The organism is Mycolicibacterium pyrenivorans, assembly GCF_025821625.1.
In the GTDB taxonomy this organism is placed as follows: domain Bacteria; phylum Actinomycetota; class Actinomycetes; order Mycobacteriales; family Mycobacteriaceae; genus Mycobacterium; species Mycobacterium pyrenivorans.
Window position 1 is genome coordinate 86660 of sequence record NZ_JACKSH010000005.1, and the last position, 12163, is coordinate 98822.

The following is a 12163-nucleotide window of genomic DNA, read 5'->3' on the forward strand; positions in this document are numbered from 1 at the left end:
CGCCGATCGAGGAGAATCCTGCCATCTGTTCGATCATCCCAGACCGACGCTGGACGTAGGCTCGTTGGCATGACGCGCGATGTCTTCGACGACAAGCTGCTGGCGGTGATCGCCGGGAACTCGCTGGGCGTGCTGGCCACGCTCAAGCGCGACGGGAGGCCGCAGCTGTCCAACGTCTCCTACCACTTCGACGCCCGCGCGCTGACCATCTCGGCGTCGATCACCGAGCCCAGGGCCAAGACCCGCAATCTGCGCCGCGATCCGCGCGCCGCGCTGCACGTCAGTTCCGATGACGGCTGGGCCTACGCGGTCGCCGAGGGTGACGCCGTCCTCAGTCCGCCCGCCGCCGACCCCGGCGATGACACCGTCGAGGGACTGATCGCGCTGTACCGCGACATCGCGGGTGAGCATCCGGACTGGGACGACTACCGCAGGGCGATGGTCGACGACCGGCGGGTCTTGATGACGCTGCCCATCTCTCACGTCTACGGCATGCCACCGGGAATCCGCTGAGCGGCGCGCCGAGAGGCTAGGCTGCGGTCATGGCATCCAAGGGGTCGGCTGAGTCTTCAGAGCCGGCAGAGGACGACACCAAGCGCAAGTTCCGCGAGGCGCTGGAGCGCAAGAAGGCCAAGTCAGGCGGCGGGTCATCCCATGCCGACAGCGGGCCCAAGCAGCCCCGCGCCCACGGCCCGGTGGAGAACCGTCGCGAATTCCGCCGCAAGAGCGGATAGTCCGCGCTAATCCGGACGCTCGTCGGCGAGCGCGCGGGCGGCGACCAGCGCGAGCAGCATCGCCGCGACGCAGAACAGGCCCTCGTCCTTCAGCCCCCACCCGACCGACGCCAGCGTGGCCGCACCCGCGGTGCACAGCAATAGGCCGACCGCGGCGCTGCGCAGGCCCGGCCCCGCGACGAAGCCGCCGTCCCAGAGCGGTAGCGGATTGCTCTCCAGCGGACGCAGCAGCACGAACGCCGCGGTGACGAGCACCGCCATGACGAGCACCTGCAGCACCGACAGCGCGACGAAGTTCGCAGCGCCGGGATCGAAGCGCGGATAGCCGAGGTAGTCGAACCCCAGGTGCATGGCCAGCAGTGCCGGAAGGTGCCAGAGGTACAGCGTCATCGCTCCGGAGTTGCCGATCACCGTCAGCCACCACACCCGTGGCCGGCGCGCCCATCTGGCGATCGCGGGCGCGGCGGCGATCGCCAACGCGCACATCATGATCGCGTGTCCGGCGAGGAGAAGCGACGGCGGTGACATGTTCTTGAGTTGTTGGGTCTCGAGGCCGACGAGGCTGAGTTCGTATGGGCCCCAGGTCATCAGCGCCACATTGACGGCGAACATCGCGGCGCCGACGCCGAGGGCCGCCCGGGGAGATAGCAGACCGCGACGGTAGGCCACCCCGAACATCCCGGGGATCAGCCACACGGTGAGGTTGAGATAGCCCAGCGTCGACCACTGGGTCGCGTTGATCCTGATGAGGTCGACGACGGCGATCAGGCCGTACGTGGCGGCCGCGGCGGCGACGAACCGGCCCGTGGAGGTGATGCGCGCCAGGATCGGCACCGCGGCCAGCACCAGGACGTAGGCGCCCAGGAACCACAGCAGCTGAACGGAGATCCCGGCGACGGGTTCGTAGACGTGAACCGGCAGGACCAGTCGCAGCACCGCCAGCGTCACACCCCAGAACCCCAGGTAGTAGAACACCGGTCGGTACAGCCGGGTGCACCGACGCATCAGCCAGTTCCCCCAGCTGGTCCCGGGTGTCCATGACTGCACGGATGCGGCGACGCCGGCGAAGAAGAACAGCGGCATGATCTGAAACAGCCACGTCAGTGCCTGGAACACCGGAGATGCGGTGAGCAGGTTGCTCCAGATGAAGACGTCGTCGCGCACCGTGCTGGTGGCCATGACGGTGTGACCGACGACGACGCCGACGAGTGCCGCGATCCGGATGACGTCGATCGCCCGATCACGCTCAGGCGGAGTGCTTGCCTCGACCTCTGCGGGCCGGGGAAACAGCGCGGCGACGCTCATACGGCGAATCTAGGCGCACCGGTGACTCGACGCGTGAGTAGAAGCACTCAACTGTGCACGAGTTGGGCCTGGGGGGACTCGCGGCGGGTCTGGCGCACGATGGCGGCCAGGCAGGCGGTGGCGAGGGCGGCGACCGCCACGGCGAACAGCACGCCGGATGTCTGCAGTCCCCAGGCCTGCGCGGCGAGACCCTCGCCGATCACCGGTATCGCGATCGCCACGTAAGCGACGGTGAAGTACGTCGAGCTGACCTCGGCGCGGCGGCCCGCAGGGGTGCGTTCCGCGACCGCGGCGAGACCACGGCCGAAGCTGATGCCCTGACCGACACCCGACACCACGGCCGCGGCGATCAGCCCCGGCAACGACGAGAAGTGCAGTGCCGCAGCCAAAACGATCATGCCGACGACCAGGATCGCGCAGCCGACCGCCACGGCCCGTCGAGGATCCACCGTTCTGGTCGCAACCTGGGCGATCGCCGAGGCGATGAAAATCGAACCGGCGATGAGCCCCGCCAGAGCATGGTTCTCGATGCCGAGGATGTCGGCCAGGAACGACGGGGCGACCGCGGCGAACAGTCCGGTGACGGCGAAACCGGCGAATGCGGCGAGGGACGCCACCACGAACACCGAGCGAGCCTCCGGCGGGACCGACAGCCGCTGGATGCCCAGGCGGCCGGTGCGCGGCGAGGTCTCCGGCGCCGCCAGCACCGCGACGACGGCGAACGCGGCCAGGACCAGATGCACGACGAAGCTGAGGTCGAGTGGGTGCGGTGCGTACTGGACGAGCACGCCGGCCAGTATCGGCCCGAGTCCCAACCCGCCGATGTTGGCGACGGTGGCGACCGCAGCGGCGCGGTCGCGCCATGCCGGGGGTGCGGCCTCGATGACGGCCGCGGTGGCCGTCCCGGTGAAGATGCCCGCCGACAGTCCGGAGAGCACCCGGCCGATCAGCAATTCGGTCACCGAGTCGGCGAGTACGAACACGACGGCGCTGACGATGGCGAACCCGATGCCTGCCAGCAGCAGCGGCCGCCGGCCGAGGACATCCGACCACCGACCGAAGGCCAGCAGTGCGAACAGCACGCCGCCCGCGTACGTGGCGAAGATGACCGTCGTCGTCAGGACATGGAACTGCAGGTCGTCTGCGAACAATGCGTACATCGGGGTGGGCAGGGTCGTGCCCACCATGATCGCGGCGAAAGCGTAGGCCAGCAGGGCCATCGGATAGCGGGTTCTCGACACGACCAATGACAGCGGCACGGCTCGGCCCATTATTCCGCCGAAACGGCATTCCAGCAGGCCGCTTCTCGCGATTCGCCTGCTGGAATGCCGTTTCGGCGCATGTTGTCTAGTGGGCGACGGCCTTCTCGGCGCCGATCCCGGTGAGCGAACGCACCTCCATCTCGGCGGCGACCTTCGGGTCCTCGTCATCGGGCGACGTGAACGTGCCGACGATGCCCAGGATGAAGGCCAGCGGGATCGACACGATGCCCGGGTTGGCCAGCGGGAACCAGGCGAAGTCGACGCTGCGGATCATCGCGGTCGGCGACCCCGACACCGCGGGGGAGAACACGATCAGCACGATCGTCGAGATCAGGCCGCCGTACATGCTCCACAGCGCGCCGCGGGTGTTGAACCGCCGCCAGTACAGCGAGTAGACGATCGTCGGTAGGTTCGCCGCCGCGGCGACTGCGAACGCCAGTGCCACCAGGAACGCGATGTTCTGTCCATTGGCCAGGATGCCCAGCCCGATGGCGAGCACGCCGAGCACCACCGCGGTGATGCGGGACACCCGCACCTGCTCGGATTCGGTGACCGTGTGATCCTTCCGCAGGGTGGCGTAGACGTCGTGGGCGAACGAGGCCGACGCGGTGATCGTCAGGCCGGCGACCACCGCGAGGATGGTCGCGAACGCCACCGCCGAGATGACGCCGAGCAAGATCACCCCACCGAGCTGGAAAGCCAGAAGCGGTGCCGCCGAGTTGACCCCACCCGCCGCGCTGAGAATGGTGTCCGGACCGACCAGGGCGGCCGCGCCGTAGCCGAGCACGAGGGTGAACAGGTAGAAAGCGCCGATGAGCGCGATCGCCCACACCACCGACCGGCGCGCCTCCTTGGCGGTGGGCACCGTGTAGAAGCGCATCAGTACGTGCGGCAGGCCGGCCGTGCCGAGAACCAAGGCAATGGCCAGCGAGATGAAGTTGATCTGTGACGTCAGCGATCCGCCGTACTGAGCGCCCGGTGCGAGCACGTCCCGATCGGCGACACCCGCGGTGGTGGCGCCACTGATCGCCGACTGCGCGGAGCCGAGGATCTCGGAGAAGTTCAGGCCGAACTTTGCCAGCACCATGACGGTCATCAGCCCGGCGCCTGCGATCAGCAGGACGGCCTTGATGATCTGCACCCAGGTGGTGCCCTTCATGCCGCCGACCAGGACGTAGACGATCATCAGGATTCCGACGACTGCGATGACGACGGACTGGCCGCTGCGGCTGTTGATGTCGAGCAGCAACGCGACCAGTCCGCCGGCCCCTGCCATCTGGGCCAGCAGGTAGAACAGCGACACCGTCAGCGTGTTGGTCGCGGCTGCGAGACGGACCGGCCGCTGCTTGAGCCGGAAGCTCAACACGTCAGCCATCGTGAACTTCCCTGTGTTGCGGAGCAATTCGGCTACCAGCAGCAGGGCGACCAGCCACGCGACCAGGAATCCGATCGAGTAGAGGAAGCCGTCGTAGCCGTACACCGCGATCGCCCCGGCGATGCCGAGGAAGCTGGCGGCCGAAAGGTAGTCACCGGCGATCGCGATGCCGTTCTGCGTGCCCGAGAACCCGCGCCCGCCGGTGAAGAACTCTGCGGCGGTGGCATTCTTCTTGCTCGCCCGGATCACCACCACCATCGTGACCACCACGAACAGGCTGAAGATGCCGATGTTGGCGACCGGATTGCCGATCGTCTCGCTTTGGGCCAGAAGGGTTGTCATTTGATCTCAGCCTCCAGTTCGGCGCGGATGGCACCGGCGCGTGGGTCGAGTTCGCGGTTGGCGAACCGCACGTAGATTCCGGTGATCAGGAACGTCGAGAGGAACTGGCCCAGCCCGATGAGCAGGCCGACGTTGATGTCGCCCCAGACCCGGGTGCCCATGAAGCCGGTCGCGAAAGCGCCCAGCAGAACGTAGGTGGTGTACCAGATGAGGAAGACTGCGGTCATGGGGAACACGAACCGGCGCAACCTACTTCGGAGTTCCTGGAACTCGGGGCTGGCTTGGACTTCCAGATAGCGCTCACCGCTGATGGCTTCCGGGCGAATGGGAAGATCTGTCTCGGACACCTTGATCTCACGCTCCTGACTGAGTGAACCGGCTCTCCGGCGAAACTAGTTGAGATGTGGGTCACATACCCACAGTTGCCGCAGGTGACACGGTGAGGTCGGGCGCCGGTGCGGTGAGCGGTCGATCACCGTCGATGAACGGTGGGAGGTAGTCAGCCCCTGGGCATCCGTTCGATGCCCATCCCCAGGTTCTCCGGCACATGCATGCGCGCGAACGTCTGCGCCACGTCCGCAGGGACGGCGGCGCGGGTGAGGCGACTGACGACGATCATCGTCATGAAGGCCAGCGGGAAGCTGACCGCGGCCGGGTAACCGATCAGCACGGCCGGCCAACCGCCGAGGGTGTCCTCGTTGACGCCGCCGGCCACCGCGACGGTCACCGCGCCACCGGACAGCAGTCCGCCGACGGCGAGGCCACACGTCGCCCCCGTCGCCGTCAGCCCGCGCCACCAGATGCCGAGGACGAGCAGCGGGCATAGCGTGGACGCCGCGACCGCGAACGCCAACCCGACGCTGCGGGACAGCTCCAGACCACCGGAAGCGGCCAGCGCCAGCGGAATCGGTATCAGCCCGCCGATGACGGCGGCCAGTCGGAAGTCGCGGACCCGTCCCGGAAGCACGTCGGTCGCCAGGGCGCCGGCGAAACTGACCAACAGGCCCGACGAGGTGGCCAGGAACGCGGCGATGGCCCCCGCGGCGACCAGCGCGGCGAGCAATTGCCCTGCCGCGCCCGCGATCGCCGAGCCGGGCGCCAACAGCACTGCCGCGTCGGCAGTCCCGGTGATCAGCAGCTGCGGGACATAGAGCCTGGAGAAGACGCCCAGCAGCGTCGGAAACAGATAGAACAGCGACAGCAGCGCGATCACCGCGAGCGCGGTGCGACGTGCGGCCCGGCCGTCGGGATTGGTGTAGAACCGCACCAGTACATGCGGCAACCCCATGGTGCCCAGGAAGGTCGCGACCATCGTGGACACCACCTGGAACAGCGGGTGGTGCCCACCGAGGCCACCGCCGGAAGCTATCCAGTCGGCGCCCGCGGCCGGGGTTCCCGCCACCACGGGGGTCGCCGCCCCTGCGGCCAGCTCGAGCGTGCTGCCGGCGCCGAGGGTGTGCTCCCCGGCCGAGTCGATGGCCGCGGCGTCGACGCGGCGACCATCGAGTGTTCCCGTCACGGTGATGCCCGCGGGCTCGGGAACCTGCACGACGACGTCGGTCTCGATGGCCACCGTGGTGGCCTGCGGCACCATCGGCGGGAGCGGTCCCCCCAGCTCGCCCCCGCGGTCGGTGAGGAACAACCCCGTCAGCGCGAGCGCGGGAATGGCGATCGCGGTCAGCTTGAGCCAGTACTGGAATGCCTGCACGAACGTGATCGAGCGCATTCCACCGGCCACCACATTGGTGATCACGATGGCACCGACGGCCAGAGGTCCGAGCCACACCGGGATGCCCAACAGCGTTTTCAGCGCAAGCCCGGCTCCCTGGTACTGCGGCACCAGATAGAAGATGCAGATGACGACCACCACGAGCATCGCGACCTTGCGCAGGCGTGCGGAGCCGAGGCGGAACTCCGCGAAATCGGGGACGGTGTAGGCGCCCGAGCGGCGCAGCGGCGCCGCCACGAACAACAGCAGCCCGAGATAGCCCGCGGTGAATCCCACCGGATACCACAGCGCGTCGGCGCCGTACTTGGCGATCAGCCCGGCGACCCCGAGAAACGATGCGGCCGAAAGGTATTCACCTGATATGGCGGCGGCATTCCACTGGGATCCCACGGTGCGCGACGCGACGAGGAAGTCGGATGTGGTGCGGGAGAACCGTACGCCGTAGGCGCCGATCGCGACGGTGGCCACCGCCGCTGCGAGCAACGCGACGGCCGTCAGCGGGGAGCCGGTCATGGCTCCGCGTCGACGACGCCGACGAAGTCGCGTTCCGCCTGTTCGGAGAGCCGCACGTAGAACCAGCCGATCCCGTACAGCAGCGGGTACGCCAGACCCGCGAGTACCAGCCAGTTCAGCCGTATCCCGAACACCGTGACGGCGCCGAGGCCTGGAAGGACCGCATTGAGGAGGGGGATGGCGCCGAGCAGGCACACCACGACCGCGGCCAGCCGCAACGCCAGGCCCAGCTGGGCGCGCACCAGGCCGCGGACCAGCGCGTCGCCGACCTGCGTCTGCTCCTGGACCTCGACCCGGGTGCGCACCATCCGGGCTCCCCTCCGGTGGGCGAGCACCACGCGTTCGCGCTGCGGTCGTTCACCGCTCGTCATCGGCGCTCCCTGCGGGTCGGAGGCTGCGCATGGGGTTGCGTATCAGACGGTCACGGAGTTCGCGGGCCTGGCGGCGGCTGACGGGAAGCTCCACCGCCGGTGACGCGCCATTGGGCCGCAACCGCACCAGCACCGCGCCGTCGGTGGTCCGAAGGCCCGTGACGAGACGGAGCGCGACCAGGTACGAACGGTGCACCCGCTGGAAACCATGGTCACGCCAACGGGTTTCGAGGGTGCTCAACGGTATCCGCACCAGATGGCTTCCCGACGCCGAATGGAGTCGGGCGTAGTCACCCTCGGCCTCCACCCAGCCGATGCTGTCGCGGGGGACCAAGTGGGTGACGCCGCCCAACTCGGCGGGGACGACGTCGGATTCGGTTTCCCTGGCGGCGTTTCCGTCCCGGTCCTCGACGGCGGGGCTCGTCGCCGGCGTCTGGGCCGCCGTCACCCGCCGGATCGCCTCGTCGAGGCGGTCCTCGCGGATCGGCTTCAGCAGGTAGTCCACAGCGCCGACATCGAAGGCGGCGACGGCCTTGTCGTCGTGGGCCGTCACGAACACGATGGCGGGCCGCTGGGAGAAGTTCGTCAACACGCCGGCCAACTCGATACCCGACAGGCCGGGCATGTTGATGTCGAGGAAGACGGCATCGATGGTGCGCGCGTTGAGTTCCCGCAGTGCCGAGGTGGCGTCGCCGGCGCGAAAGACCTCACCGATGTCGGGGTGCTTGCCGAGCAGGTACGCCAGTTCGTCGAGGGCGGGGGCCTCGTCGTCGACCGCGAGCACGAGGAGTGGCTTCGTCACTGCTTGCCCACCCCGAACGCACCTCCGCTGGCCCGCACGCCCGACCTGAACTTCGGCACCCTCATCACCACCTTGGTGCCTGCGCCGATCGCCGTTTCGACCACCAGACCGTAGTCGTTCCCGAACGCCGCCCGCAGGCGATGGTCCACATTGGTCAGGCCCACGTGCGCGGAGTTCCCATCGGTGACCGGGCTCCCGTCGGAAAGGGCGTCGCTGGGGCCGGCGCGCAGCGCGTCTGGGTCCATCCCCACCCCGTCGTCCTCGACGGTGATGACACAGTCGGAGCCCTCGTCGCGGGCGACGAGTTCGATCGACCCGCTACCGCGCCCCGCGAATCCGTGCCGGACGGCGTTTTCCACCAGCGGCTGCAGCGCCAGGAACGGCACGACGACGTTGAGCACCTCCGGCGCCACCCGCAGCGTGACCGTCAGCGCCGCGCCGAAGCGGGCGCGTTCCAGGTTGAGATAGCGGTCGATGTTGCGCAGTTCGTCGGCCAGGGTGGTGTACTGCCCTGCGGCGCGAAACGAGTACCGCGTGAAGTCGGCGAACTCGAGGATGAGCTCGCGGGCGCGGTCGGGGTCGGTGCGCACGAACGAGGCGATCGTGTTGAGCGCGTTGTAGATGAAGTGCGGGCTGATCTGGGCGCGCAGTGCCAGCACCTCGGCGCGGTCCAGTCGAGCGCGTGACGCGTCGAGTTCGGCGAGCTCGATCTGGCTGGCGGCATAGCGGGCGACCTCACCGACAGCGCCGAGCATTCCCGGCGCGGGGGAGCGGGTCGTCACCACCACCAGCACGCCGAGCATGTCGCCGTTCTCGGCCAGCAGCGGCTGGGCGACGACCGCGGAGGCCTTCACGTGGGTGAGCACCCGGCGTTCGCCGGCGATCGACTGCTGCGCCGCGCCGTCGCACGCGTCGAGGATGTCGTCGTCCCAGATGCCGTCCCCGTCCGGGTCACGGGCGAGCAACTGGCCGTCACCGTCGAACAGGGCCACCCCATCGGTGCCGGTGAGCCCGCGCAGGAACGGTGCGGCCGTCCCGGCGGACTCGGCGTCGAGGCCCTGGCGCAGTGCCCGGGCGGCCAGCGACGCGGTATGCAGCGCGGTGTGCACGGCGCGTTCGGTCGGGGTGGCCACCACTCGCCTGGTTCGCACGGCGAGCACCACCGCGGCCACCGCGGCCAGGATCAGCGCGGTCGTCAGGGCTATCGCGAGCTCGCCGGACATCTCACCTCGTGTGCAGTTGAGGCAACCTTAAACTGGCGACGTGGCGAAACTGCAGTTAGTTCAGGAACCCGCGGCCGACGCGCTGCTCGATGCCAACCCGTTCGCTCTGTTGGTCGGGATGCTGCTCGATCAGCAGATCCCAATGGAGGTGGCGTTCGCGGGCCCGAAGAAGATCGACGACCGCATCGGCGGCTTCGACGCCCGCGTGATCGCCGACTACAACCCCGAGGAGTTCGCCGCGCTGTGCTCGCAAACGCCTGCGATCCACCGGTTTCCGGGCTCGATGGCCAAGCGGGTGCAGGCGCTGGCGCAGGTGATCGTCGACGAGTACGGCGGCGATGCGGCCGCCGTCTGGTCGGACGGCGCCGACGGCAAAGAGGTGCTGCGCCGGCTCAAGGCGCTGCCCGGTTTCGGCGAGCAGAAGGCCAAGATCTTCCTCGCGCTCCTCGGCAAGCAGTACGGCGTGACGCCGCAGGGCTGGCGGGCCGCCGCCGGCGACTACGGCAAGGCGGGCACCCACATGTCGGTGGCCGACGTCAAGGACGCCGGGTCGCTGCAGAAGGTGCGGACATACAAGAAGGAAGCCAAAGCGGCGGCGAAGGCGGCCAAGGGCTGAGCGTCACGATCTGTGCGCAGTCTCGCCGTGGGCGACGCCGTCGAGGGTCGCGAGTTCGCCGAGAATCCCGGCCACCACGCGTCCGGTCGCGGTGGCCGTGTCGAGGCCGTTGTCCAGGCAGCGCAGCGTGATTCCGCGGCGGGTGAGGTCCGAGACGGTCTGGAGGACCTCGGTCGCCGATCTGCCCAGCCGATCGAGCGCCGCCACCACGACGACGTCACCCGAGCGGGCGTAGCTGAGCATGGCCAGCAGCCCCGCGCGCATCTTGTCCGCGGGCCCCGACGTCCTGTCGGTGAAGATCCGCCGAGGGTCCACGCCCTCGGCGGCGAGTTCGGCGAGTTGCTCGTCGAGCTCCCGGTCGTTACCTGCGACCGTCGCATAACCCAACGTGACCGTCACCTCTTCAAGGTCTCACGAGGTGAGCCTGCGGTCACAGAGACTCGCCGTCGAAACGCTCCCGGGTGACGAACTGCGCCACGGGATTGCGCGTGAGCCGGGTGACCTGGCGCAGTGGTCTACCCAGCGGGAGCACCGCGGCGACGGCGTGGTCGTCGGGAATGCCGAGCAGTTCTCTGACCGCTGGTTCCTCGGCGACCGCCATCGTGGTGAGCACTCCGCCGTATCCCTCGTTGCGGGCCGCGAGCAGCACGTTCCACACGAACGGGTACACCGATGCGCCGGCGATGACACCGATCCGGTCGAGGTGCTGGTCGAACGCGGCCACCACCGCGAGGTCGATGCAGACCACGAGCGCCACCGCAGAGGTCAGCAGCGGGGTGGAGAACTCGGCGGGCACCTCGGTGGCGGCGAGCTGCTCAGCCGATACGCCCATGGGGTGCAACGGGTTCCACGGGCCTTCGCCGTGGCGGGTCTGCGCGATGTAGCGACGGGCGCCGGTCACGCTCAACTCCCCGAGGGCTTGCCGGGTGGCGCGGTCGCGGATCGCGATGACGTGCACGCCCTGCCGGTTGCCGCCGCTCGGCGCGAACCGCGCGTTGTCGAGGATGCGTTCGAGAACATCGTCGGGCAGGGGCTCGTCGGTGAACCGGCGGACGGCCCCCGTCGTCCGCATCACGTCATAGCACTCCATGTGTCGATCTTGACCCATGGTCGCGCGGCCGCTGTGACATTGTGAAGAGATGAAGACACACCTGAACTGCCCCTGTGGCGAAGCGATCACCGGCAAGGACGAGGAAGACCTCGTGGAGAAGGCCCAGGCGCACCTGTCCGAGGTACATCCCGGCCGCGACTACGACCGCGACGCCATCCTCTTCATGGCCTACTGATCACCGCGAACGTGCATTCCTTGTAGCGATCCGAAGGGATTGACGACAGGGAACGCACGTTCGGCGCGGCCGGTGCAGGACGACCGGTCACGGGACGACGGTGGAGCCGATCGTCGGCATGAACTGGCACTGCTTCTCGGTCGTGGTGACCTGGCCGAAGATCGTCGACATGATGCTGCCCGACCCGGTGTCGGCGATCGCTGTCAGCGTGGTCGGACCGGCGGGGTTGATGTCCGCGCGCGGCGTCAGCGTCGCGCTGCCGGATTTGCCGGTACTCAGGTTCACCCAGGTGACATTCAGCGGCAGCTTCTGCTCCGCGGCGGGGCCGGGGGTGCCGATCGCGGTGAAGACGTAGGCGGTCTGCCCGGGCCCGGGACCCGGGAGCGGGATGGTCGCGGGGCCGGCCACCGAGATGGCCGTGGCCAGCACGTTCCCACCGTCGGACAGGCAGCCGTTGCTGATCGACGGATATAGGAAGTCCTGCGTGACCGGCGCGTCCGGCCCGAACTCCGTGGTGCCCGCGGGGGCGACTCCACCGGGCGCCGGAGCGGGCGCAGGCGCAGGCGCCGCAACGGGCGCAGGTGCGGGAGCCGGGCCCGGAGCCG

15 protein-coding genes are annotated in these 12163 nt (G+C 68.8%); 4 read left to right on the forward strand and 11 right to left on the reverse strand.

Annotated elements, in window-relative coordinates; translation table 11 throughout:
• The first annotated feature begins 69 nt into the window (after positions 1-69).
• Both H7I57_RS00550 and H7I57_RS00555 read left to right on the forward strand, forming a co-directional pair.
• Positions 70-513, forward strand: a complete 444-nt coding sequence (locus H7I57_RS00550; protein WP_264021256.1) for a PPOX class F420-dependent oxidoreductase — start codon at positions 70-72, stop codon at positions 511-513.
• 29 nt (positions 514-542) lie between these two features.
• Positions 543-734, forward strand: coding sequence for a DUF5302 domain-containing protein (locus tag H7I57_RS00555; protein WP_264021258.1), 192 nt, complete (start codon positions 543-545; stop codon positions 732-734).
• Between the two features lie 6 nt (positions 735-740).
• On the opposite strand, the gene H7I57_RS00560 is transcribed toward H7I57_RS00555, so the two are convergent.
• From H7I57_RS00560 to H7I57_RS00595, 8 genes are all read right to left on the reverse strand, one after another.
• On the reverse strand, positions 741-2039 hold the full coding sequence (locus H7I57_RS00560; protein WP_264021259.1) for an acyltransferase family protein: 1299 nt from the start codon (positions 2037-2039) through the stop codon (positions 741-743).
• Between the two features lie 47 nt (positions 2040-2086).
• On the reverse strand, positions 2087-3310 hold the full coding sequence (locus H7I57_RS00565; protein ID WP_372510075.1) for an MFS transporter: 1224 nt from the start codon (positions 3308-3310) through the stop codon (positions 2087-2089).
• Positions 3311-3386: 76 nt separating this feature from the next.
• Positions 3387-5018, reverse strand: coding sequence for a monocarboxylic acid transporter (locus H7I57_RS00570; RefSeq protein WP_264021260.1), 1632 nt, complete (start codon positions 5016-5018; stop codon positions 3387-3389).
• On the reverse strand, positions 5015-5365 hold the full coding sequence (locus tag H7I57_RS00575; RefSeq protein ID WP_264021261.1) for a DUF485 domain-containing protein: 351 nt from the start codon (positions 5363-5365) through the stop codon (positions 5015-5017). The genes H7I57_RS00570 and H7I57_RS00575 overlap by 4 nt, the downstream gene beginning before the upstream one ends.
• A gap of 152 nt (positions 5366-5517) precedes the next feature.
• Complete coding sequence (locus tag H7I57_RS00580) at positions 5518-7260, reverse strand: sodium/solute symporter (RefSeq protein WP_264021262.1); 1743 nt, start codon at positions 7258-7260, stop codon at positions 5518-5520.
• Positions 7257-7631, reverse strand: a complete 375-nt coding sequence (locus H7I57_RS00585) for a hypothetical protein (protein ID WP_264021263.1) — start codon at positions 7629-7631, stop codon at positions 7257-7259. Before H7I57_RS00585 ends, H7I57_RS00580 begins: the two co-directional genes overlap by 4 nt.
• The gene (locus H7I57_RS00590; RefSeq protein ID WP_264021264.1) at positions 7618-8433 is read right to left on the reverse strand and encodes a LytR/AlgR family response regulator transcription factor; all 816 of its coding nucleotides are present in this window, start codon (positions 8431-8433) and stop codon (positions 7618-7620) included. The genes H7I57_RS00585 and H7I57_RS00590 overlap by 14 nt, the downstream gene beginning before the upstream one ends.
• On the reverse strand, positions 8430-9656 hold the full coding sequence (locus H7I57_RS00595) for a sensor histidine kinase (protein WP_264021265.1): 1227 nt from the start codon (positions 9654-9656) through the stop codon (positions 8430-8432). The genes H7I57_RS00590 and H7I57_RS00595 overlap by 4 nt, the downstream gene beginning before the upstream one ends.
• Positions 9657-9696: 40 nt before the next feature.
• Between H7I57_RS00595 and H7I57_RS00600 the strand changes: the two genes are divergently transcribed.
• The gene (locus tag H7I57_RS00600; RefSeq protein WP_264021266.1) at positions 9697-10272 is read left to right on the forward strand and encodes an HhH-GPD-type base excision DNA repair protein; all 576 of its coding nucleotides are present in this window, start codon (positions 9697-9699) and stop codon (positions 10270-10272) included.
• Positions 10273-10275: 3 nt separating this feature from the next.
• On the opposite strand, the gene H7I57_RS00605 is transcribed toward H7I57_RS00600, so the two are convergent.
• Positions 10276-10671 carry a recombinase family protein gene (locus tag H7I57_RS00605; protein WP_264021267.1) on the reverse strand — a complete coding sequence of 132 codons (396 nt, stop codon included), beginning with the start codon at positions 10669-10671 and terminating at the stop codon, positions 10276-10278.
• Positions 10672-10702: 31 nt separating this feature from the next.
• Positions 10703-11362: a nitroreductase family protein gene (locus H7I57_RS00610; protein WP_264021268.1), complete on the reverse strand. Its 660-nt coding sequence runs from the start codon at positions 11360-11362 to the stop codon at positions 10703-10705.
• Between the two features lie 49 nt (positions 11363-11411).
• On the opposite strand from H7I57_RS00610, the gene H7I57_RS00615 reads away from it, so the two are divergent.
• Positions 11412-11558, forward strand: a complete 147-nt coding sequence (locus tag H7I57_RS00615; RefSeq protein WP_011893038.1) for a DUF1059 domain-containing protein — start codon at positions 11412-11414, stop codon at positions 11556-11558.
• 87 nt (positions 11559-11645) lie between these two features.
• Here the strand turns inward: H7I57_RS00615 and H7I57_RS00620 are convergent.
• Positions 11646-12163 (reverse strand): Rv1157c family protein (locus tag H7I57_RS00620; protein ID WP_443678325.1); only part of this gene is annotated, 518 nt, incomplete at its 5' end.